Raw genomic sequence first — 22,131 nt, 5'->3', positions numbered from 1 at the left:
GCCTGACGAGGTGGACCCGGAGTCGCGGCGACGGTTCCTCACCGGCAGCGGAGTGCTGCTCGGCACCGCCGTGGTGGCCGGCCTCGGTGGGCGGTGGCTGGCAGGGCGGCGCGGCGTGTCCGCAGCCCGCGACGCGATCCGCCTGCCCGCGCCGGTCGCCCCCGCACCGGCCGTACCGGTGGGCGCGGACCTCAAGCTCGCCCAGCTCGCGCCGTACGTCACCCCGAACTTCGGGTTCTACCGGATCGACACCGCGCTGGTGGTGCCTCAGGTGGACCCGGACACCTGGCGGCTGCGGATCCACGGACGCGTCGGCCGGGAACGCACCTACAGCTACGCGGATCTGCTGGCCCGGCCGCTGGTCGAGCGGTACGTCACCCTGGCCTGCGTCTCCAACGAGGTGGGCGGGGACCTGATCGGCAACGCCCGGTGGCTCGGCGTACCCCTGCGGGAACTGCTGGACGAGGTCGAGCCGGACGACGACGCCGACCAGGTCGTCGGCCGGTCGGTCGACGGCTGGACCTGCGGCACCCCCACCGCCGCGCTGCGCGACGGACGGGACGCGCTGCTGGCCGTCGGGATGAACGGCGAACCGCTGCCGGTCGAGCACGGCTTCCCGGCCCGAGTGGTGGTGCCGGGCCTCTACGGCTACGTGTCGGCCTGCAAATGGGTGACCGAACTGGAGCTGACCCGGTTCGCCGACTTCGACGCGTACTGGGTGCCGCGCGGCTGGTCCCCCCAGGGGCCGATCAAGACCCAGTCCCGGATCGACACCCCCAGGAAACGTAACCGGCTGACCGCCGGCCAGGTAACCGTCGCCGGGGTGGCCTGGGCGCAGCACCGGGGCATCCGCCGCGTAGAGGTACGCGTCGACGACGGCCCGTGGCAGGAAGCCGCGCTGGCCCCCGCGGTGTCGGTGGACACCTGGGTGCAATGGTCCTGGCGCTGGGACGCCACACCGGGCGAGCACCGTCTCCAGGTCCGCGCGACCGACGTGACCGGTGAGACCCAGACCGAACGTACGCAGGACGTCGTCCCCGATGGCGCCACCGGCTGGCACACGGTCACCGTCACCGTCCGCTGACCCACGGCACGCGCCCGCGCCGGTCCGCGCTCGAAGCGGGGGGGCTGTGTCGGCGCGTGCTGTATGGGTCGCTGGCCTGTGTCCGCGGTCTGGTGTGTGGGTCGGTGGCCTGTGTTGGCGGAGCGCCCTGCGGGTCGGTGGCCTGTGTCCGCGGGGGTCTCGGGTGCGGGTCGGTGGGCTGCGTTGGCGGCGTGCCTTGCGCGCCGGTGGCCCGTGTCCGCGACCTGGCCTGCCGGCTCCCGACATCGCCATGGATCGGCGGGCCCGTTGACTGGCCGGCAATATCCAAGATCTGCAGGCCAAGTCGGTTGGTCGACGCCCGTTGCCTCCGTTGGGGCCGGTTCGGGACTCCCAGCCCTCCGGCCCGGCCCACGGCCGGCTTCCTCAGCCGCCTGCGGCGGCTTTCCCGGCGGGTGGGGCCTGCCACTGGGTTTCATCGCTGCACGCCGGTTCGCCTCACCGCCGCGGCGTCCGCTCTCGCGCGGCGTCCGCTCTCGCGCGGCGTCCGCTCTCGCGCGGCGTCCGCTCTCGCGCGGCGTCCGCTCTCGCGCGGCGTCCGCTCTCGCGCGGCGTCTGCTCTCACAAGCAGCGAGATCTTGGACACTTTCCGTTCTTGCTTGACGGTAAGTGTCCAAGATCTGCTGACGTCCATTGAGTGGACCATGCCGACTGGTTCCGGCGGTGCGATTCTGCGGCCAGTGGGTTGGGTCTGCCGGGACGGAGATGTGGACGCGGCGTAGCGCGGTGCGAGCGATTCGCTCGCGGATCCGGGACCGTGCTGCTAGCCGGCGCTGCTGGGTGCGGGGGCCGGCTGTCGGTCGGTGTGGTGGTGCGGTCTGTGCGGGTCGAGGCATGGGTATACCGCTGGCCGGCACCCCGGGGTTGCGGGTGCCGGCCAGCGGTTCGATGTGGCGCTGTGCGGTGGTGCTGTGGTCGTGCCGTGCGGTGGTGCTGTGGCGCTGTGCTGTGCTGTGGTGTCGGGTGCTTGTCGTGTGGTGGTGCTGGTCAGCTGTTCCAGTGCTGGGCGACGAGGTCGGTGGCCTGCTGTTCCCACTGGGCGTAGGCGTCCGGGTAGGCCGACACCTGCACCGTCTGCGCGGCGTCGGTCAGGGGCATGTCCTGCCACCCGTCGACCTGCTTCAGACCCTTCAAGAAGGCGGTGGTGGAGTACTCGGGGTCGGTGATCTGCTCCGGCGTACCCCAACCCGAACTCGGGCGTTGCTGGAACAGGCCCAGCGAGTCGTGGTCGTTCCTATCACCCAGGTGGCCCAGGTTTTCCAGCTTGGACTCCTGCAGGCTCGTCGCGATCGAGATGACCGCGGCCCGCTCGGGCAGGCCGGCCTTCTTCGTCGCGGCGATGATCGCCTTGACGTTGGCGGTCTGCTCGTCGTTGAGGCTGATGTGGGACTGGTCGCCCTGCGGCTTCGGCGCGGCCGACTGCACCGCCACGGCGACGGGCTTGGCATCCACCGGGGTGGCGGCGTGGGCGGCGATCGGGCCGGCGAACACACCACCGGTGAACGCGAGACCCGCAACGGACAGGACGCTCTTACGCATGATCGTGTTCATGGGGGTAGCTCCTTCGGGGGTAGGAACACCCACACCACCAACAAGGGGGGAAAACGGTGGTGGGGGTGTGAGCACCTCGTCCGGCGCTGCACTAACAAGGGGAAAGTCTGAGGGGTGACGCCCTGCCGGGGCGTCGGAGTCGGCGGCCTGGCGAGCGGGGGCTCGTGGCGCCGGGACCCTGTGTAACGACCTGCGGGCCGGGGTCATTCCGGGTTCGGACCCATCGGGCACCCTCGTCGAGGCGGTGCCTGTGGTCGTGGGGACTGCAACGACCGGGTCAAGGCTGCCATTCCCACCTGCGCGACCGACCCTCAGAGGCCGGCCCGCGGTCGGTGGTGCTGCGATCGTCAGGGTGTGTAACGACCCCGCCCCGGCCATGATTCCGGCCCACGGGTGCGCCCCGTCACCGGACAGAGTTCGCGAACCTCGCAGAAGCCGGCCCACACAACCGAGGGGGCCGGCAGAGGTCCATATCCCGCGTCAGGCCGGAATGCCCTGGACCAGGCAAACCTCCCATGCTGGCAGTCACGGGCCAGCCCCTCAGGCCGTGCCCCTCGACCCCTGCCGCAGCCGAGACGAGAGGGTTCAAGGGGCACGGCAGGACCCTGACCACACCAAACCGCCAAACCACCAAACCGCTGAACCGCCTCAAACGCCTGAAACGCGCGAACCGCGCCTCCGAGGCGGAGGCGCGGTTCGCGGATGTCGGGGACGTGTGTGTCGGGTCAGGCGACGTTGCGTTGGGCTGGGACGGTCGACTTGTGCGGACGACCCAGGCGGGCCTCCAGTCGTGCGACGTCGACCCGGGCGTGCCGACGGTCTGCCAGGTCCTCCCAGCCGACGGCGAGCAGTCGCAGGCGCTCCGACTCGCTGAAGCCGCCCCACACGCCGTAAGGCTCTCGTACCGACAGGGCGTGGGCGGCGCATTCGGCGCGAACCGGGCAGGCGCGGCAGACCGACTTGGCAGTGGACTCGCGACGCAGCCGGGAGGAACCACGCTCACCGTCGGGGTGGAAGAACTGGGCGCTGTCGCGCCCTCGGCAGGCACCGAGTCGCTGCCAGTCCCAGAGATCGACGATGGGTCCGGGCAGTCTACGTACGTTCGACATCAGCACCCCTCCTCCCGCGCGGCTCCGCGAGAATCCTTATGGCCGGCATCCGGGCGGCGGGCCGCGCAGGCGCACCGTTCCCGGCCTGGATCTCCCGGTACCCGGGCCGTTGCCAACTCACACGTCTGTGATCGAAAACGTCCGGGAAATTGCGGCTTTTGCCCCATCTGTCGGAAAAGTTCGAAGGATTGCCGGGAACCCCCTCCCCAGCCGACCGCGTCATGGTCTGCTCGTTGGCGGAGAGGAGACCACAGTGCGTACCGTTCTTGTGTGCGTTCGGACACCACTCGCGGCCCAGCACCTTGCTTCTGCTGCCGCGCGGCTGGGGTTGTCCGCGATCGTTCGTACCGCCGTCTCTGATCCCGAGGTGATGCTGCGGCTGGCCGAGCGACCGGCCGACGTGGTTCTGGCCGACACGGCCCTCACTCGGCCGGACAGCGCCGGCTTCGTTCGACGGGTGTTGGCGCGTGCGCCGCAGGCGGCGGTGCTGCTGCTCGGCACTGAGGAATCCGAGGCCGCGGCGGCCACCATCAGCGCCGGCGCCCGGGGGCTCATCCAGAACGTCGACCATGATCTGACCAGCGCGGTGGCGAAAGCGCTCCTGCTGCTCACCGCGCCTGGCCGAGCCTCCCGGCAGCGCATCACCGATCCGGCCCGCGACGCGGCGGCGGTGGGTGGTTCCGGTCGCTCCGGGCCGTCGCCGCGCGGTTCCGGTGAGCCCGGCTGGACGGCTACGGCAGCCGACGGGCCGGCCGGGGTGGCGTCGGTGCCGGTGCAGCGGGGCGACGACGAGGCGGAAGCGGGGACGGGCGAGTCGCCGGCGCAGACCGACCCGAGCCGTCCCGCCCCGAACGCCCGACCCAGTCGGGCGTCGATCGGCCTCACCGAGCGTGAGCTTCAGGTGCTGCTCGGCATGGCCGAGGGCAAGAGCAACGCGGAGATCGGCCGGGAGCTGTTCGTCTCGGAGGACACCGTCAAGACGCACGCCCGGCGGCTGTTCCGCAAGCTTGGCGCCCGGGACCGGGCCCACGCGGTGGCGGCGGGCTTCCGCGCCGGTCTGGTGGCCTGACACCCGGACAACGCGCCGCACGTCCGAGCCGCGCGGAAGCGAGCGCGGCTCGCACGACACCCCGCGCAGCCGGGGCGCGCGGCTGGGCGCACCGCAAGGCCGGGGCGCACCGCAAGGCCGGGGCACGCCGCAAGGCCGGGGCACGCCGCAAGGCCGGGGCACGCCGCAAGGCCGGGGCACGCCGCAAGGCTGGGCCGCAGTGTGTGGCGCCGCACGGCCGAGGCACGCCGCGCGGCCGGGGGCGCGCCGCAAGGCCAGGGCGGGCCACGCCACCGAGGCACGCCGCGCGGAGCAGAGAACCCCACAGCAGGGGTACGCCGCGCGGCGGCGTTACTTGGCGGCGGTCGGGGTGCCCGGCTCGTCCTCGGTGCCCTCGGACAGGGTGTCGTGCACCCCATCCGCGTAACCCCGGGCGTAGTCCCAGGTCACGTAGTGGTCCGGGTCGGGGTCGTAGGCGGGTTCGTGCACCCGCGGCCTGCCCGAGTTGAGCAGGTGCCGCAGGTTGCCACGGAGCAGGTCCCAGTCGAAGTAGTGCGGCTCGCGACAGTCCTCGCATTCGATCACCAGCCCGCGAACCCCGATCGGGGCCAGCAGCGCCTGGTAGATCTCCAGGTCAGCGAGGTCTTCCAGCACATCCTGCCGCTCGACGTCGGTCAGCGGATCCGGCGTCGCGTCATCGCCCGGGTCATCCAGACCCGCGGTCGGATCGGCCGGGTCGCCATTGAACGGGTCGATGGGCTCGTCGTGCACCCCCTCACCGTAGACCCAACGCGGCGCGAACGTCCGCCCCCCGGCCTCCGCGCCGGCCGGCCTGCCACGGACGGGTCGCCCAGCTCACTGGGTACGATGAGGCGACGTGCCGGCATCGTGGTGCGCTCCGGTGCCCGCCCGCGCCACCTCGCTGAAGCCCATCCGAGCAGCTCAGGGGAGCAATCGTGGAAAATTCGCCCAGCACCGATCTTCCGGCCGGCGGCGAGCACGCCGACCTGGGCGGCCACCTGCCCGAGCTGCCGGCCGGCTCCGCCCGGGTGGTTCCGCTCGGCCTCACCTTCGACGACGTGCTGCTTCAGCCGGGCGAGTCGGACGTGGTGCCCAGCCGGGTGAATACCCGAACGAAGCTCACTCGCAACATCGAGTTGTCCATTCCGCTGCTGTCCAGCGCGATGGACACGGTGACCGAGGCCCGGATGGCGATCGCCATGGCCCGCCAGGGCGGCATCGGCGTGTTGCACCGCAACCTCTCCCTGGAGGACCAGGCACTCCAGGTCGACCTGGTCAAGCGCTCGGAGTCCGGCATGATCACCAACCCGGTGACCGCCAGCCCGGACGACACGCTGCGCGAGGTCGACGAGCTGTGCGGGCGTTACCGCATCTCCGGTGTTCCGGTGGTGGACGGCGACGGCCAGCTCGTCGGCATCGTCACCAACCGGGACATGCGTTTCGTCTCCGAGCCGAACACTCCGGTCCGCGAGATCATGACCCACACCCCGCTGGTCACCGCGCGGGTCGGGGTGAGCAAGGACGAGGCTCTGGCGCTGCTGCGTCAGCACAAGGTCGAGAAGCTGCCGATCGTCGACGACTCGGGCCGGCTGCGTGGCCTGATCACCGTGAAGGACTTCACCAAGAGCGAGCAGTACCCGGACGCCAGCAAGGACGACGCCGGCCGACTGCGGGTCGCCGCCGCCATCGGTGTGGGCGAGGACGCGTACAAGCGGGCCCGTGCCCTTGTCGACGCGGGCGTCGACGTGCTGATCGTGGACACCGCGCACGGTCACCAGCGGGCCGTGCTGGACATGGTCCGCCGGCTCAAGGCCGACGTGACGGTCGACATCATGGGCGGCAACGTGGCCACGTACGCGGGCGCGAAGGCGCTTGTCGACGCCGGCGCCGACGGCGTCAAGGTGGGCGTGGGGCCGGGCGCGATCTGCACCACCCGGATCGTCGCCGGGGTCGGCGTGCCGCAGGTGACCGCGATCATGGAGGCCGCCCGGGCCGCCCGCCCGGCCGGCGTGCCGGTGATCGGCGACGGCGGCATCCAGTATTCCGGCGACATCGCCAAGGCTCTGGTGGCCGGCGCCGACACGGTGATGCTCGGCAGCCTGCTGGCCGGTTGCGAGGAGAGCCCCGGCGAGCTGATCTTCGTCAACGGCAAGCAGTTCAAGACGTACCGCGGGATGGGGTCGCTCGGCGCGATGCAGTCCCGGGGTCAGGCCAAGTCGTACAGCAAGGATCGTTACTTCCAGCAGGACGTGCTCAGCGACGACAAGCTGGTTCCCGAGGGCGTCGAGGGTCAGGTTCCCTACCGGGGGCCACTGTCCCGGGTCGCCCACCAGCTTGTCGGCGGGCTGCGGCTGGCCATGGGGTACGCCGGTGCGGAGAACATCCCCGATCTGCACCGCCGGGGCCAGCTCATCCGGATCACCGCGGCGGGTCTGAAGGAGAGCCACCCGCACGACATCCAGATGACCGTCGAGGCGCCCAACTACCACACCCGCTGATCCAACACCCCCAACCACCTGGAGTCCCCCATGCGTGACGTGGTCGAGATCGGGCTGGGCAAGACCGCGCAGCGCGGCTACCACCTGGACGACATCGCCATCGTGCCGAGCCGCCGCACCCGGGACGTCGACGACGTCTCGACGTCGTGGCAGCTCGACGCGTACCCGTTCGGCATTCCGTGCGTCGGCCACCCCTCCGACGCCACCATGAGCCCGGCGTCCGCGGTGCGGCTCGGTCAGCTCGGCGGCCTCGGCGTGCTCAACGTCGAGGGGCTCTGGACCCGCTACGAGAACCCGACCAAGGTGCTGGACGAGCTGGCCGGCCTCGACGAGGAGGCCCGTGCCACCAAGCGGCTCCAGGAGGTGTACGCCGAGCCGATCCGCCCGGACCTGATCGCCGAGCGGGTCCGCGAGCTGCGTGCCGGTGGCGGCACCGTGGCGGTGCGGGTCTCTCCGCAGCACACCCTCGCGCTGGCGCCGGTGATCCTGGACGCCGGGGTGGACATCCTGGTCATCCAGGGCACCATCGTCTCGGCCGAGCACGTGTCGACCACCGATGAGCCGCTGAACCTCAAGGAGTTCATCGCCGACCTCGATCTGCCGGTGATCGTCGGTGGCTGCACCGACTACAAGACGGCGCTGCACCTGATGCGCACCGGCGCGGCCGGCGTGATCGTGGGCATCGGTGGCGACGAGTGGTCGACCACCGAGTCGGTGCTGGGCATCCGGGTGCCGATGGCCACCGCGATCGCCGACGCCGCGGCGGCCCGCCGGGACTACCTGGACGAGACCGGTGGCCGGTACGTGCACCTGATCGCCGACGGTGACATGCAGACCTCGGGTGACATCGCCAAGGCGCTCGGCTGCGGCGCGGACGCGGTGATGCTCGGTGAGCCGCTGTCGCTCTGCGAGGAGGCTCCTGCCGGTGGTGCCTGGTGGCACTCGGCGGCGAGTCACCCGTCGCTGCCCCGGGGCGCCTTCGAGGTCTCCGGTGAGCCGCTCGGGTCGATGGAGCAGTTGCTCTTCGGGCCGGCGGACGAGGCCGACGGCCAGCTCAACCTGTTCGGTGGGCTGCGTCGGGCGATGGCCAAGTGCGGTTACCGCGACCTGAAGGAGTTCCAGAAGGTCGGTCTGGTCCTCGACCGCTGACCCTTCCAGGACGACGAACGAAGGCCGGCCCGAGCACGGGCCGGCCTTCGTTCGCGTTCAGCCGACTGTCACTTCTCCACGTAGATGGTCAGGTCGGACATGTTGCGGTAGCTGGTCGCCGCGAAGTCGAGCGACTGGCCCTTGTTGTCCGCGCCGCCGGGGGCGGTGTCCATCTCCCAGTTGGCGTGGTGGAAGTTGCGCTCGCCGATGGTCTGGAAGAACTGCTGGAAGTTGAGGTCGCCGTCGCCCAGCGGGGTCATCTGGTACCCGTTGGGGACGCTGGTGTCCCGGTCGCCGTCCTTGGCGTGGAAGAGCGGGAACCGGGTGGTCCGGTCGGCCACGGTGAGGATCGGGTCGAACAGGTCGGTGACCTCCTGGCCGGCCGCGTTGACGTACTTCTGGTGCTTGTAGCGGGCCACGTAGGCCCAGTAGATGTCCAGCTCGAAGAAGACGTACCGCGGGTCGGTGATCTCGAAGAAGTATTCGAGCCGGCGGATGCCGGAGGACCGGGTCTGCCGGCCCTGCGCGTCGCGCGGGCCCCGGTCGATCAGGAAGTTGTACGCGGCGTCGTGGTTGTGCGTGTAGAGCCGCATGCCCCGGGCCTTGGCCTGCCTACCCAGCTCGTTCCAGATGTCGGCGGCGGCGTCCCACTCTGCCTTGTACGCGCTGCTGGTCGGGTCGCTGCCGGTGCCGATGTTCTTCATGCCGAGTTCCTCGGCGATGTCCAGCTGTTGCTGGAAGGTGGCCGGCTGGATGGTGGCGTGGGTGCCGTTGGCCACCAGGCCGTTGTCGTCGAGGATCTTGCGGATCTCGGCGGGGGTGATCTGCCGGCCCAGGATCTCGGTGCTCTGGGTGTAGCCGGCGAACTCGATCTCCTTGTAACCGATCTCGGCGAGTCGGGCGAGGACGCGCTCGAAGCCGTACGGCACCCCGCTGTCGTCGGGCGCGGCGGTGATCCGGTCGCGGACGCTGTAGAGGATGATGCCGCGGTTGCGGGCCGGGATCAGCGGCTCCACCCGTAGCTTGCTGGCGTTGCCGGGGTTGGCGAGCGCGGGGGTGCCGGTGGCGAGGACGGGTAGGCCGGCCGCGCCGATCGCGGCGGCGGCACCGGCGGAGGCGGCGAGCAGGGATCGGCGGCTGAGCCGGCCGGTGGGGGTGGCGTCGGGGGCGGTGTGGTCTGGCATGGTTCCACCTTTCGCGACGGTGGTCGGGACCAGACACTAACGTCGGTCTAAGTCGAAAGAAAGTGAAGATCGATCATTACTTTCGTTTGTTCCGACGAAAGTGACTGATGATCGTCGATCCCGGCCGCGCGGCCCTCGATGCTGGCTAGGCTCGGCCTGAGCGGAGTGCCGCAGGAGGGGTGGGGATGGTCCGGACCGGACGGAGACTGCGCGTCGCCGCGCTGACCTGCGCGATCGGGCTGGCCGTCACGGGCTGCACCGGCGACGACCGCGACGGCTTCCGGCCCGGCGCCGCCGACGTCGGCGACCCTTACGTGCCGGGGCACGGCAACGGCGGTTACGACGTCAGGCACTACGGCCTCGACGTGCGCTACGACCCGTCGACCGACCGGCTGACCGGTCGAGCCGTCGTCACGGCCACCGCCACCCAGGACCTGTCCCGGTTCAACCTGGATCTGGTCGGCCTGGAGGTCCGCGCGGTCAGCGTGGGTGACGCGGCGGCCGAGCACCGACGCGGCGAGGGCGAGTTGGTGGTGACCCCCCGCGACGGGTTGCCGCGCGGCCGGCAGTTCACCGTGACCGTCGAGTACGAGGGCGTCCCCACCGCCGTCGACGACGGGGCGTTGGGCAGCGGTGGTTTCCTGCACACCGCCGACGGCGCGGTGGCGCTCGGCCAGCCCGACTCGGCCGCCACCTGGTTCCCGGTCAACGACCACCCGTCGGACAAGGCCACCTACGACCTGGCGGTGACCGTCCCGGACGGCCTGGCCGCGCTGAGCAACGGCGTACCCGGGCCGAAGAGCAGCGCCGACGGCTGGACCACCTGGCGCTGGTCGGAGCGCGCCCCGATGGCCAGCTACCTGAGCACGCTCGTGATCGGCGACTACCGGGTGGTGACCGGCACGCACGCCGGACGACCGATGGTCACGGCGGTGGCCGCGAGCCTGCCGGCGACCGGTGGCGCAGCCACCTCGCTGGCCCGTACCGGCGCGATCGTCGACTTCCTGGCCAGCCGCTTCGGCCCGTACCCGTTCGACTCGTACGGGGGGATCGTGATCGCCGACGACCGGATCGGGTACGCGCTGGAAACCCAGTCCCGGCCGGTCTACGGGCCCGGCTTCTTCGCGGACGACCGGCCGAACCCGAGCGTCGTCGCGCACGAACTGGCGCACCAGTGGTTCGGCGACAGCGTGTCGCTGACCAGGTGGAGCGACATCTGGCTCAACGAGGGTTTCGCCAGCTACGCCGAGTGGCTGTGGGAGGAGCACGACGGCGGCCGGACGGCTCAGCGCAACTTCGAGATGCAGTACGCGTCGACCGACTGGACGCAGCCGTCGGTCGAGCCGGGCCGGGAACAGATGTTCGGCCCGGCCGTCTACAAGCGCGGGGCGCTCGCCGTGCACGCGTTGCGCCGGACCGTCGGTGACGACCTCTTCTTCCGCATCCTGCGTACCTGGACCAGCGAGCGGGCGGCGGGCAACGCGACCACGTCGGACCTCGTCGCGCTGGCCGAGCGGGTCGCCGGGCGGCAACTGCGTCCGCTCTTCGACGCCTGGCTGGTGGGTGGGTCGGCTCCCACACTGCCGTGACCCGGCCCCGCCGCCGGTGTCGATATGCTGCCGCCTGCGAACGGCGGGCAGGTGCCCGTTCGCGCGGGACTGCGGGGGCCGTGACCGGCCACCGCGCGGAAAGGGTGTGGGATGCGCGGGACGCGGCACCGACTGCGAGTGGCTGCCGGCCTGTTGGTGACCGGTGCGCTCGCACTGTCCGGATGCGACTCGGCGGGCCCGGAGGCGGCCCCACCACCGAGCGCGTCCCCCTCGCCGGCGCGGACGTTCGCCGCCGGCGCCGACGGGGTCGGCGACGCCTACTTCCCGACCTACGGCAACGGCGGCTACGACGTCGGGCGGTACACGGTGAAGGTGCGCTACGACCCGGCCAAGGACCAGTTGACGGGTACGACAACGGTGCGGGCCACCGCGACCACCGACCTGTCGTCGTTCAACCTCGATCTGGCCGGCCTGACCGTCCGCGCGGTGACGGTGGACGGCGCACCGGCGACCCACAGCCGTAACCGGAACGAGTTGGTGATCAAGCCGGCTTCCGGGTTGATCAACGGCAACGGGTTCGTCGCCGAGGTCACCTACGCGGGCAAGCCGAAGCCGCTGAAGAACGAGGCGCTGGGTGACGGTGGCTTCCTGCACACCGCCGACGGTGCCATCGCGCTGGGCCAGCCCGAGTCGGCCAGCACCTGGTTTCCGGTCAACGACCACCCGTCGGACAAGGCGGCCTACGACTTCGAGGTCACCGTTCCGGACGGCCTCACCGCGATCAGCAACGGCGTTCCCGGCGGGAAGACCAGCACGGGCGGTTGGACCACCTGGAAGTGGTCGGAGAAGTCGCCGATGGCCAGCTATCTGAGCACGCTGGTGATCGGCAAGTTCCGGATCACCACCGGTGAGCACAAGGGCCGCCCGGTCTACAACGCGGTCACCACCACCGAGCCCAAGGGGAACGCGGACGCGTCGATAGCGCAGACCGTCGCGGTGGCCGACTACCTGGAGAGTGTGTTCGGGCCGTACCCGTTCGACGCGTACGGCGCAGTGGTGATCTCCGACAGTCGGATCTCCTACGCGCTGGAGACGCAGAGCCGACCGGTCTACGCGGCGAGCTTCTTCCGCCGGGGCGAGAACACCGAGGTCGTCGCCCACGAGCTGGCCCACCAGTGGTTCGGCGACAGCGTCGCGTTGGCCAGGTGGGAGGAGATCTGGCTCAACGAGGGCTTCGCGACGTACGCGGAGTGGCTCTGGGCCGAGCACACCGGGGCGTACACCGCCAAGGAGGTGTTCGACAACCGGTACGCCAGCATGTCCGCGCGGGTGTGGCAGACACCGCCGGGCAAGCCGGGCGCGGAGAAGCTGTTCAGCGAGTCGGTGTACCAGCGCGGTGGCATGACCCTGCACGCCCTGCGGGTCGCCGTCGGCGACAAGGCGTTCTTCGAGATCATCAAGACCTGGGCGGCGGAGAAGCGCGACGGCACCGCCACCACCGCCGAGTTCGTGGCCCTGGCCGAGCGGATCTCCGGCCAGCAGCTCGACGCGCTCTTCGACGCCTGGCTCTACGGCACGAAGAAGCCCGCCCAGCCCAAGCGGCTCTGAGCCGCGGTCAGTTCTTCACGACAAGTTTGGGGTGGGCGGCCAGGTAGGCGTCGGCGCGGCCGGCGCGCAGTTCGGTGAGGAACTTCCGGCCCTCGGTGGTGAGCTGTTCACCCCGGTAGGCGCTGCCCTTGCCCACGCCGGAACCCGGTAGCCCGACCAGCGTGAAACGGTTTTCCGGCAGGCCACTGAGGGCGTACGCGATGTCGACGATCCGGCGTCCGCCCACGTAGACGAGCGTGTCGCCCAGCGAGGAGACCACCTGGTCGACGCGCTCGGGTTGCTTGGCCAGGCCCTCGTCCAGGATCTTGCGGGTCATCGCCCGGATCAGTTGCTGCTGGTGGCGCTGCCGGGCGTAGTCACCGCCGGTGATGTAGCGCTGCCGCGCGTAGTCCAGCGCCTGCCAGCCGTTCAGGTGCATCTCGCCCTTCTCGTAGACCTGCTGCGGCCCCTTGTAGCCGCCCGGCGCGGGCTCCCGGTACTTGCCGTCCGGTCGGCGGTGCAGCGACTCGACCCGCTGGTCGATGTAGATGTCCACCCCGCCCAGGTCGTCGACCAGCCGGTCGAACCCGTTGAAGGTGAGCACCGCGCCGGCGTCGATGCGCAGCCCGGTGTAACCGCTGACAGTGCTGCGCAGCAGCTCGTACCCCTGGGCGGTGCTCGGTTGTTTGGGTTTGCCCGGCACCCGGCTGCCGAAGCTCATCGCGTGCGTGAGTTTGGTCTTGCCACCCTTGTAGCCGGCCTTCGGAAACGCCGGGATGTCCACCAGCAGGTCGCGGGGGAGCGAGAAGAGGTACGCCCGATCCAACCCCTTGGGTACGTGCAGCACCAGCACGGCGTCCGAGTGTGGCTCCCAACCGGGCACGCTGACCCGGGTGTCCACACCGACCAGCAGCAGGTTGAGCGGCCCGGTGATGTCCGCGCCCGGCGGTGGGCCGCTGGGGCTCGGCGTCGGCGTGCCGGCCGGCGACGGGGTCGGTGAGCCGGCCACCGGAGCGCCGCCCGGCTTGTCGTCGCCGGCCAGCCGGGTGATCACCACGGTGCCGGCCGCGATCAGGGCGACGACGGCGAGGGCCGCCAACCCCAGCAGCAGCCACCGTCGGCGCGGTGCCATCGACCCGAGAACCATCCTGGATTCCTCCCACCCGTCTGGTGAACAACGCTCCGACGGGTGCTCCGGGTTGCGGCCGGAAGGCGCCGGGTCGGTCGGCCGGAGCATGATCGCGCGAAAGGTGCCGCTGGCGCGAGCGCTACTCGCGAGTAATGATGCGTCCATGCGGTACGACGTGGTCGTCATCGGGTCCGGCTTCGGTGGCAGCGTCACCGCGCTCCGACTGGCCGAGAAGGGCTACTCGGTCGCGGTGCTGGAAGCCGGCCGCCGCTTCGCCGACGACGAGTTCCCGCGGACGTCCTGGCGGGTCCGCCGGTTCCTCTGGGCACCGCGGTTGGGCTGCTACGGCATCCAACGGCTCACCCTGCTCCGCCCGGCCGGTCGACGATCCGGCGGCGGGGTGCTGGTGCTCTCCGGCACCGGGGTGGGCGGCGGCTCGCTGGTCTACGCGAACACCCTCTACGAACCGCTGCCGGCCTTCTACGACGACCCGCAGTGGCGGGACATCACCGACTGGCGCGACGAGTTGGCCCACCACTACGACCAGGCGAAACGGGTGCTCGGGGTCACCACGTACCCGGTGCACACCGGCGCGGACCGTGCCATGCGCGCGGTGGCCGAGCGGATGGGGGTGGGGCACACCTTCCACGCCACCCCGGTGGGCGTGCACATCGGCCGGCCCGGCGAGCGGATCGCCGACCCGTACTTCGGCGGTGCCGGCCCGGACCGCACCGGCTGCCTGCACTGCGGCTCGTGCATGACCGGCTGCCGGCACGGGGCGAAGAACACCCTCGTCAAGAACTACCTCTGGCTCGCCGAACGGCTCGGGGTCACGGTCCGTCCGTTGACCACGGTGACCGCCGTCCGGCCCGCAGACGGCGGCGGGTACGAGGTGCGCACCGAACGCACCGGCGCCTGGCTGCGCAAGGGTCGGCAGGTCGTCCACGCCGACCAGGTGGTCTTCGCCGCCGGGGCGCTCGGCACCCAGCGACTGCTGCACGGAATGCGGGCCGACGGCGCGCTACCCGGGCTCTCGCCCCGCCTCGGTGAGCTGACCCGGACCAACTCGGAGGCGATCCTCGGCGCCTCGGTGCCCCGTCGACGGGCCCGGTCCGAGCGGTTGGACTACACCGAGGGGGTGGCCATCACCAGTTCGTTCCACCCGGACCCGCAGACACACGTCGAGCCGGTCCGCTACGGGCGGGGCTCCAACGCGATGGGGCTGCTCCAGTCGCTGCTGGTCGACGGCGGCCCGCACCGGGTGCGCCGCTGGCTGGGCAGCATCGTGCGGCAGCCGCGGTTGGCGGCGCGGATGCTGTCGGTACGCGGCTGGTCGGAACGGACGGTGATCGCCCTGGTCATGCAGTCCGTGGACAACTCGCTGACCACCCGGTGGCGGCGTGGCCCGCTCGGCGGCAGGTTGGTCACCGGCCCGGGCCACGGCGCGCCCAGCCCCACCTGGATCCCCGCCGGCAACACCGCGGCCCGAATGCTCGCCGACGAGATCGGCGGCAACCCCGGCGGCTCACTCACCGAACCGTTCGACATTCCGATGACCGCGCACATCCTGGGCGGGGCGGTCATCGGCGCCACCCCGGCCGACGGGGTGATCGACCCCTGGCACCGGGTGTACGGGCACGTCGGGCTGCACGTGGTCGACGGCGCGGCCGTCTCGGCCAACCTGGGCGTGAACCCGTCCCTGACGATCACCGCGCAGGCGGAACGGGCGATGTCCTTCTGGCCCAACAAGGGCGAAGAAGACCCCCGCCCGCCCCTGGGCACCCCGTACCGCCGCCTACCCCCCGTACCCCCGCAAAACCCGGCGGTCCCGCCACACGCCCCCGGCGCGCTGCGACAGTGACCCGCCGCCACCCCCGCGATCTTGCACTTTCGGTCGTCGTTAAGCGGCCTTCGTGACCTTTGTCGGGGCAGAAAGTGCAAGATCGCGGGGAGAGTGGATTGCCGGCGAGCCGGTGCCGGCAGTGGCCGTGACTGTCGGTAGGCTTCGTGCACATGAGCCTGCCTCGCCCAGTCCTCGTGGTGGACTTCGGAGCCCAGTACGCCCAGCTCATCGCCCGCCGGGTCCGTGAGGCGAAGGTCTACTCCGAGATCGTGCCGCACTCGATGCCGATCGCCGAGATGCTGGCGAAGAACCCGGCCGCGATCATCCTGTCCGGCGGCCCGTCCAGCGTCTACGCCCCGGACGCGCCACAGATCGACGCGGGTGTGTTCAGCGCCGACGTGCCGGTCTTCGGCATCTGCTACGGCTTCCAGGCGATGGCCCAGGCGCTCGGCGGCACCGTCACCAGGACCGGCAACCGTGAGTACGGTGGCACCCCGCTGCGCCCCCGCCTCCTCGACCCCGGTGTGCTGCTCCGCGACCTGCCGGCGGACCTGCCGGTGTGGATGAGCCACGGCGACTGCGTCACCGAGGCGCCCGACGGCTTCACCGTCACCGCCGAGTCGGCGGGCGCGCCGGTCGCCGCCTTCGAGGACCTGGCCGGTCGCCGGGCCGGCGTGCAGTTCCACCCGGAGGTCGGGCACACCGCGCACGGCCAGGAGATGCTGACCCGCTTCCTCTACGACATCGCCGGCATCGAGCCGACCTGGACGCCCGAGAACATCATCGACGAGCAGGTCGCCCGGATCCGCGCCCAGATCGGCGACAAGGAGGTCATCTGCGGCCTCTCCGGCGGAGTGGACTCGGCGGTCGCCGCGGCGCTCGTGCACAAGGCCGTCGGTGACCAGCTCACCTGCGTCTTCGTCGACCACGGCCTGCTGCGCGCCGGCGAGGCCGAGCAGGTCGAGAAGGACTACGTCAGCGCCACCGGCATCAAGCTGAAGGTGGTCGACGCCACCGACCGGTTCCTCGGCGCGCTCGCCGGGGTGACCGACCCGGAGCAGAAGCGCAAGATCATCGGTCGCGAGTTCATCCGGGTCTTCGAGGCCGCGGCCCGCGAGATCGCCGCACACGGCGACGTCGAGTTCCTGGTCCAGGGCACCCTCTACCCCGACGTGGTGGAGTCCGGAGGCGGCACCGGCACCGCCAACATCAAGAGCCACCACAACGTGGGCGGCCTCCCGGAAGACCTGAAGTTCGCGCTGGTCGAGCCGCTGCGCACCCTGTTCAAGGACGAGGTCCGCACGCTCGGCCTCCAGTTGGGCCTGCCCGAGGCGATGGTCTGGCGGCACCCGTTCCCCGGCCCCGGCCTGGCCATCCGGATCATCGGTGCGGTCGACCAGCAGCGGCTCGACCTGCTCCGCCAGGCCGACCTGATCGCCCGCGAGGAGCTGACCGCCGCCGGCCTCGACCGGGGTGTCTGGCAGTTCCCCGTGGTGTTGCTGGCCGACGTGCGCAGCGTCGGTGTGCAGGGAGACGGGCGCAGCTACGGGCATCCCGTGGTGCTGCGCCCGGTCTCCAGCGAGGACGCGATGACCGCCGACTGGTCCCGGCTGCCCTACGACATCGTGGCCCGGATCTCCACCCGGATCACCAACGAGGTCGCCGAGGTCAATCGGGTGGTCCTGGACGTCACCAGCAAGCCGCCGGGCACCATCGAGTGGGAGTGAGCGCCGCTCAGGCCGCCGGCGGCGGGCTGGCCGGAGTCATCGGCGGCGGGCTGGCCGGCGTCGCCGGCGGGTAGGGCGGCGTCGGGGCGTACCCCTGCGGTTGCCCCCCGGGCGCGGGCCCGGCGGTGGGCGGCGGGCCGTTCTGCGGCGCGGCGCCCGTGGCGTGCGGCCACGCCGGCGCGCCGCTGGGCTCCTCCGGCATCAGGAACCACATGATCGGGTACGCGAACAGCGCGAGCCCGCCGGTGAGCAGGCCGGTGACCGCGAAGATCACCCGGACCAGTGTGGGATCGACGGCGAAGTAGCGGCCGACGCCGCTGGCGACCCCGGCGACCATGCGGTCGGTGGTGGGTCGCCGGAGCTGCTTGTACGGGGCGTGGGGAGCGGTGGTCGATGTCATACCCCCACAGTCCGCGCTGGCGCCCCGCCCGCCCTCGGTGACCGCCCGGATCCTTACCCTGACCAATCCCTGACCGGGGCCAGATAGTCAGGAATCCGACTCTTTTCCGTTCCGGTAACCCGGCCCGGGGAGAATTTGCTCCCGTGACCACCTTGCTCAAGCCGCTCCGCAGGATCGCGGCATACGCAGTTTGTGCTGATTCAAGCGGCCGAGTCCTGCTGGTCCGCGCATCGGAGCGCTCCGGCACCCCCGGCGTGTGGTCCCTGCCCGGTGGGGCGGTCGACCACGGCGAGGACCCGAACCACACGGTCGTCCGCGAGACCGCCGCCGAAACCGGCCTCTCCGTCGCCGTCTCCGGCCTGGCCGACGTGCTCGCCGACATGCGGGCACTTCCCGACCGCGGCATCACCATCCACACCGACCGGCTGATCTACCGGGTGGCCGTGCGCGGTGGCACCCTCGCCGACCGGGTTGGCGAGCGCCCCACCGACCTGGCCCGGTGGTACACCCTCGACGGGGCGCGCGAGCTGCCGCTGCGCTCGTTCACCGCACGCGCCCTCGGGCTGCCCGCCTCCTCGGCCGACGTGGTGCCCGACGAGGCACCCGAGTTCCCCTCCTTCTACGCCGTGCCCGGCCCCGACGGGCTGCACCGAGCCCAGCGCTTCGCCGCGTACGCGGTCTGCACCGACCCCGCCGGTCGAGTGCTGCTCACCCGCATCTCCGACGGCTACCCGGGTGCCGGCTGCTGGCACCTGCCCGGCGGCGGCACCGACTACGGCGAACAGCCCGGCGCGGCCCTCATCCGGGAGCTGATCGAGGAAACCGGCCAGGCCGGCCGCCTCGTCGAACTGCTCGGCGTCGCGAGTCACCGCGACGCGGCCTCGCTCGGCCCCGAGGGTTACCCGATCGACTGGCACGGCGTGCGCGCCTTCTACCGGGTCGTCGTCGACCAGCCCAACCCACTGACCGTGGCCGACGTCGGCGGCTCCACCTGCGAGGCCCGCTGGTTCGGCCGCGAGGAGCTGGGTGCCCTCCCCACCGACCGCCTCACCGAGGTGACCGCCGAGGCAGTCCAAGCCGCTCACCTCACCTGACCCCGACCACTCCGCAAGGAGCCTGCGCCGCGCGCCGCGCTCCCTGCGCCGTGCCCTGCCCGCCGCCCGCCGTGCTCCGTGCGTCGTGCGCCGTGCGCCGTGCCCTGCCCGCCGTTCGCCGTGCCCCCTGCGCCGTGCCCCGCCCGCCGCCCGCCGTGCCCCGCCCGCCGCGCGCCGCGCGCCGTGCCCCGCCCGCCGTGCTCCGTGCGCCGTGCCCCGCCCGCCGTGCTCCGTGCGTCGTGCGCCGTGCGTCGTGCGCCGTGCTCCCTGCGTCGTGCGCCGTGCGCCGTGCTCCCTGCGTCGTGCGCCGTGCCCCCTGCACGATCGTGCTTGAACCAGGATGTAGTGGCATCGGCACCTCGCCGAGGCCACTACATCCTGGATGTTGCGCGATCTTGAGCGTGGGACCCCGCTGAGGAGTTCCGCATGGGCGTCCCGGGCAGGGAGTCCCGGTTCTTTGGCGCGGCCTGAAGCGTCGTCCCGCTTCGGTAAGCCCATGATCCACTCGGGCTCCTTGAAAACGCGGTATTCCGGGCGCCGGAATACCGCGCCTTCCGTGAAGCCGAGTGGATCACCGTCGGTCTGGTCACCGGCAGCGTGACTGAGCTTCACAATGAGGGCTGATGGAGGGGCGCGGACCAGGTCATGAAACGGGCTCGGGGTTCTTCGCGGGGCTGATCGGTCGCCGTCAGGGGCTGGCTATCGTGGCCTGGACGCGCCCGTTCGCCGACCTCTGCGGGCTCTCCGTGCGGCGCCTCGCGTTGATCATGAAGTTATTGTCGCAACGCGAGCTGGATGACGACAGCTTCTTGAACAACAGATGCGGGTGTGGGGCGGGGGCGAGCGAAGGTGCAATTCGTGCGGCGAGTCGGGGCGTACGGCCTCCTGCGGGACTCGGGCCGGGTCCTGCTGGTTCGGGACGGGGCGCAGGGGGAGTTTCCCGGGGTCTGGCGGTTGCCCGGCGGTGTCGTCGGGCACGCCGAGGATCCGGAGCGCGCCGTGAGCCGCCAGGTCGACGAGCAAGCCGGGTTGACGGTCGCGGTGTCGCGACTACTCGCGGTGGTCGCCGATGTGGCCACCTTTCCGGAGGACGAGACCGCGCTGCACACCGACCGGCTGCTGTTCGACCTCAACGCGCTGCCCAACGGCGCGGAGCGGGAGAGTGCGCGGCCCGGGGGCGGGTCGCGCGGCGTCGAGGCTGGTCTGGTCGACCAGGCTCGCTGGCTTTCGCCGGCAGAGGTGAGGCGGTTGCCGCTGACCCCGTTCACCGCCGAGGCGCTCGGCCTGCCGGTCAGCGCACTGCCGCTGGCGGCGCACCGGTCGCGGGACCTGTTGCCGCCGCAGCACCCCGACCGCCGGCTGCGCTTCGGGGCGTACGGGCTGGTCACCGATCCTGCTGGGCGGATCCTGCTCACCCAGATCGCGGAGGGCTACCCGGGGGCCGGTCTGTGGCATCTGCCCGGCGGGGGCACCGATCACGGCGAGCAGCCGACCACCGGGTTGCTGCGGGAGTTGGTCGAGGAGGGCGGGCAGCTGGGTCGGGTCGTGGAGCTTCTGGGCGTCAACAATCTGCACAACCCCGCCGCGCTGGGCCCGGAGGGTCGGCCTCTGGACTGGCACGGCGTACGGGTGATCTATCGGGTGCTGGTGGACGTACCCACCGACGCGGTGGTCACCGAGTCCGCCGGGGGGTCGACGGCGCGGGCGGGGTGGTTCACCCGCGAGGAGACGACTGAGCTGCCGTTGAGTGACATCGCTTCCGTGGCAATCGGACAGAGTGGCCGATAGCACGCCGCTCGGTGAGCCGACTTGGTGACCCTCCGGTACAGTCAGAGGCGGGAATGATGGAGGAAACGGGCGATGAAGCCCGGGATGGGAACAAGCGAGCGGTTCGAGCGGTTTAAGCCAGATACAAGTACCGCCGGCAGCTATCGCCAAGCCATGTTCCCCTATGCGATGGTGTACTCCGCAAAACGGCTGCCGGGCCATGCAAGGTCCGGCACGAGACAGCCGGACACCCGCCACTCGGCGGTCAGCAGATCCGGTGATGGAGGAAACGTGCCGAGAGCCCCATGGCGCCGGCGTCGTACTACTGACAGTCCGCGCCCCGCAGGGCGTCGCTGGGCGGGCCGGTTGCGCCGCAGCAGCACGTTCGCCCGCCAGGTGCTGTTGGTCCGGGTCGGTCGCCGCGACGAGGACCTGCACCCGACCGACCTGGCCCCGACCGAGCACCGGTACGCCGATCGGCAGCGCCGTCGCTACGGCCTGGACCGGCTCAGCCGACCGACACTGGGCGTGGACCCGACACTGGGCCTGGACCGGGCCGACGTCGAGGCGGTCATGCCGGTCAGTCCGGCGATGCCCCCGATGACGCAGACCGGCGAGGCCCACCCGATCCCGCTGCTCCCCGGCGAGCGCACCATCGCGCGCCGGATGAAGTTCGGCCTGGTCAACGCCTGCACGCTGGCCAGCCTGATGCTCGGCATGCTGGCCATCTTCCTGGCCATGCAGGGCGAGGTGCGCATGGCGGCGCTCTGCCTGATCGCGTGCGTCGGCTTCGACGGTCTGGACGGCGCGCTGGCCCGACGGCTCGGGGTGGCCAGCCCGTTCGGCGCGCAGATGGACTCACTGGCCGACATGTGCTCGTTCGGTCTCGCCGCGCCGGTGGTGGTCTACGCCTCGCTGGCCGGCTCCGTCTCCACGGCGGCGGCGGCGGTGGCGTGCGCCCTGGTCGCGGCGTGCGCCGCGATTCGACTGGCCCGCTTCAACGTCTCGCCGAAGGACGGCAGGTTCTTCTGCGGGGTGCCCACCACCATGGCGGCCGCGGTTCTTGCCGTGACAGTGGCGATCGGCCTGCCGGTGCCCGGTGCCGTGCTGGTCGCCGGGGTGGCGCTGCTGGCCTTCGCGATGGTGTCGAGCTTCCCGTACGCCAAGCTCGCCCGCCTGGTGAAGCTGCCGCCGTGGCTCTGGCTGGCCCCGGTGATCGGCGCGCTGGTCGACATCCGACTCACGTTCGCCCTGATCGTGGTGGGCTACCTGGTCAGCGGGCCGGTTCTCTGGCTGCGGCAACGTCGTACCGCTTGATCTGAACAGAAAGAACGGGGCGCCGCGGTCAGCGGCGCCCCGTTCTTCGTCTGCG

Annotated in this window: 16 protein-coding genes and 1 pseudogene; 11 read left to right on the top strand and 6 right to left on the bottom strand. The window is 71.4% G+C overall.

Annotated elements, in window-relative coordinates:
• Positions 1-13: 13 nt before the first annotated feature.
• Positions 14-1,084: pseudogene (locus ACZ6NZ_RS13850) on the top strand (molybdopterin-dependent oxidoreductase); the annotation flags it as partial.
• A 1,005-nt stretch (positions 1,085-2,089) separates the two neighbouring features.
• Here ACZ6NZ_RS13850 and ACZ6NZ_RS13845 read toward each other — a convergent pair.
• Together ACZ6NZ_RS13845 and ACZ6NZ_RS13840 are read right to left on the bottom strand one after the other, a co-directional pair.
• Positions 2,090-2,653, bottom strand: a complete 564-nt coding sequence (locus ACZ6NZ_RS13845; protein ID WP_465858520.1) for a hypothetical protein — start codon at positions 2,651-2,653, stop codon at positions 2,090-2,092.
• A gap of 725 nt (positions 2,654-3,378) precedes the next feature.
• Positions 3,379-3,762 (bottom strand): WhiB family transcriptional regulator, encoded by a 384-nt coding sequence (locus tag ACZ6NZ_RS13840; RefSeq protein WP_355010075.1) that lies wholly within the window; start codon positions 3,760-3,762, stop codon positions 3,379-3,381.
• 253 nt (positions 3,763-4,015) lie between these two features.
• Here ACZ6NZ_RS13840 and ACZ6NZ_RS13835 point away from each other — a divergent pair, with 253 nt between their 5' ends.
• Positions 4,016-4,831, top strand: coding sequence for a helix-turn-helix transcriptional regulator (locus tag ACZ6NZ_RS13835; RefSeq protein WP_366612085.1), 816 nt, complete (start codon positions 4,016-4,018; stop codon positions 4,829-4,831).
• Positions 4,832-5,161: 330 nt separating this feature from the next.
• On the opposite strand, the gene ACZ6NZ_RS13830 is transcribed toward ACZ6NZ_RS13835, so the two are convergent.
• The gene (locus tag ACZ6NZ_RS13830; RefSeq protein ID WP_465858519.1) at positions 5,162-5,581 is read right to left on the bottom strand and encodes a DUF5319 domain-containing protein; all 420 of its coding nucleotides are present in this window, start codon (positions 5,579-5,581) and stop codon (positions 5,162-5,164) included.
• A 185-nt stretch (positions 5,582-5,766) separates the two neighbouring features.
• Between ACZ6NZ_RS13830 and guaB the strand changes: the two genes are divergently transcribed.
• Together guaB and ACZ6NZ_RS13820 are read left to right on the top strand one after the other, a co-directional pair.
• Positions 5,767-7,329, top strand: a complete 1,563-nt coding sequence (gene guaB, locus ACZ6NZ_RS13825; RefSeq protein ID WP_357234815.1) for an IMP dehydrogenase — start codon at positions 5,767-5,769, stop codon at positions 7,327-7,329.
• 30 nt (positions 7,330-7,359) lie between these two features.
• A complete protein-coding gene (locus ACZ6NZ_RS13820; RefSeq protein ID WP_366612083.1) occupies positions 7,360-8,478 on the top strand; it encodes a GuaB3 family IMP dehydrogenase-related protein in 1,119 nt (372 codons plus the stop codon).
• Between the two features lie 68 nt (positions 8,479-8,546).
• Here the strand turns inward: ACZ6NZ_RS13820 and ACZ6NZ_RS13815 are convergent, their stop codons facing one another.
• Entirely contained in the window at positions 8,547-9,662 is a 1,116-nt protein-coding gene (locus ACZ6NZ_RS13815) for a sugar phosphate isomerase/epimerase family protein (RefSeq protein WP_366612082.1), read from the bottom strand.
• A gap of 185 nt (positions 9,663-9,847) precedes the next feature.
• On the opposite strand from ACZ6NZ_RS13815, the gene ACZ6NZ_RS13810 reads away from it, so the two are divergent.
• Positions 9,848-11,251, top strand: coding sequence for a M1 family metallopeptidase (locus ACZ6NZ_RS13810; protein WP_465858518.1), 1,404 nt, complete (start codon positions 9,848-9,850; stop codon positions 11,249-11,251).
• Positions 11,252-11,362: 111 nt separating this feature from the next.
• On the top strand, positions 11,363-12,820 hold the full coding sequence (locus tag ACZ6NZ_RS13805) for a M1 family metallopeptidase (protein WP_465858517.1): 1,458 nt from the start codon (positions 11,363-11,365) through the stop codon (positions 12,818-12,820).
• Positions 12,821-12,827: 7 nt separating this feature from the next.
• On the opposite strand, the gene ACZ6NZ_RS13800 is transcribed toward ACZ6NZ_RS13805, so the two are convergent.
• Positions 12,828-13,946 carry an LCP family protein gene (locus ACZ6NZ_RS13800; protein ID WP_465858516.1) on the bottom strand — a complete coding sequence of 373 codons (1,119 nt, stop codon included), beginning with the start codon at positions 13,944-13,946 and terminating at the stop codon, positions 12,828-12,830.
• A 145-nt stretch (positions 13,947-14,091) separates the two neighbouring features.
• On the opposite strand from ACZ6NZ_RS13800, the gene ACZ6NZ_RS13795 reads away from it, so the two are divergent.
• A complete protein-coding gene (locus ACZ6NZ_RS13795) occupies positions 14,092-15,789 on the top strand; it encodes an FAD-dependent oxidoreductase (RefSeq protein ID WP_465858515.1) in 1,698 nt (565 codons plus the stop codon).
• Between the two features lie 152 nt (positions 15,790-15,941).
• Complete coding sequence (gene guaA, locus ACZ6NZ_RS13790) at positions 15,942-17,498, top strand: glutamine-hydrolyzing GMP synthase (RefSeq protein WP_366612074.1); 1,557 nt, start codon at positions 15,942-15,944, stop codon at positions 17,496-17,498.
• 7 nt (positions 17,499-17,505) lie between these two features.
• Here the strand turns inward: guaA and ACZ6NZ_RS13785 are convergent, their stop codons facing one another.
• A complete protein-coding gene (locus tag ACZ6NZ_RS13785; protein ID WP_465858514.1) occupies positions 17,506-17,898 on the bottom strand; it encodes a PspC domain-containing protein in 393 nt (130 codons plus the stop codon).
• 143 nt (positions 17,899-18,041) lie between these two features.
• Between ACZ6NZ_RS13785 and ACZ6NZ_RS13780 the strand changes: the two genes are divergently transcribed.
• The 3 genes from ACZ6NZ_RS13780 to ACZ6NZ_RS13770 all read left to right on the top strand — a co-directional run bounded on the left by ACZ6NZ_RS13780 (position 18,042) and on the right by ACZ6NZ_RS13770 (position 22,076).
• Positions 18,042-18,992: an NUDIX domain-containing protein gene (locus tag ACZ6NZ_RS13780; protein WP_465858513.1), complete on the top strand. Its 951-nt coding sequence runs from the start codon at positions 18,042-18,044 to the stop codon at positions 18,990-18,992.
• A gap of 849 nt (positions 18,993-19,841) precedes the next feature.
• Positions 19,842-20,780 (top strand): NUDIX hydrolase, encoded by a 939-nt coding sequence (locus ACZ6NZ_RS13775; protein WP_465858512.1) that lies wholly within the window; start codon positions 19,842-19,844, stop codon positions 20,778-20,780.
• Positions 20,781-21,125: 345 nt separating this feature from the next.
• Positions 21,126-22,076, top strand: a complete 951-nt coding sequence (locus ACZ6NZ_RS13770) for a CDP-alcohol phosphatidyltransferase family protein (RefSeq protein ID WP_465858864.1) — start codon at positions 21,126-21,128, stop codon at positions 22,074-22,076.
• Positions 22,077-22,131: the final 55 nt, after the last annotated feature.

It is taken from the genome of Micromonospora sp. NPDC047756 (genome assembly GCF_055587245.1).
Note: the sequence above shows the minus strand (reverse complement) of the source record. Positions and strands in the feature narration are given on the sequence as shown.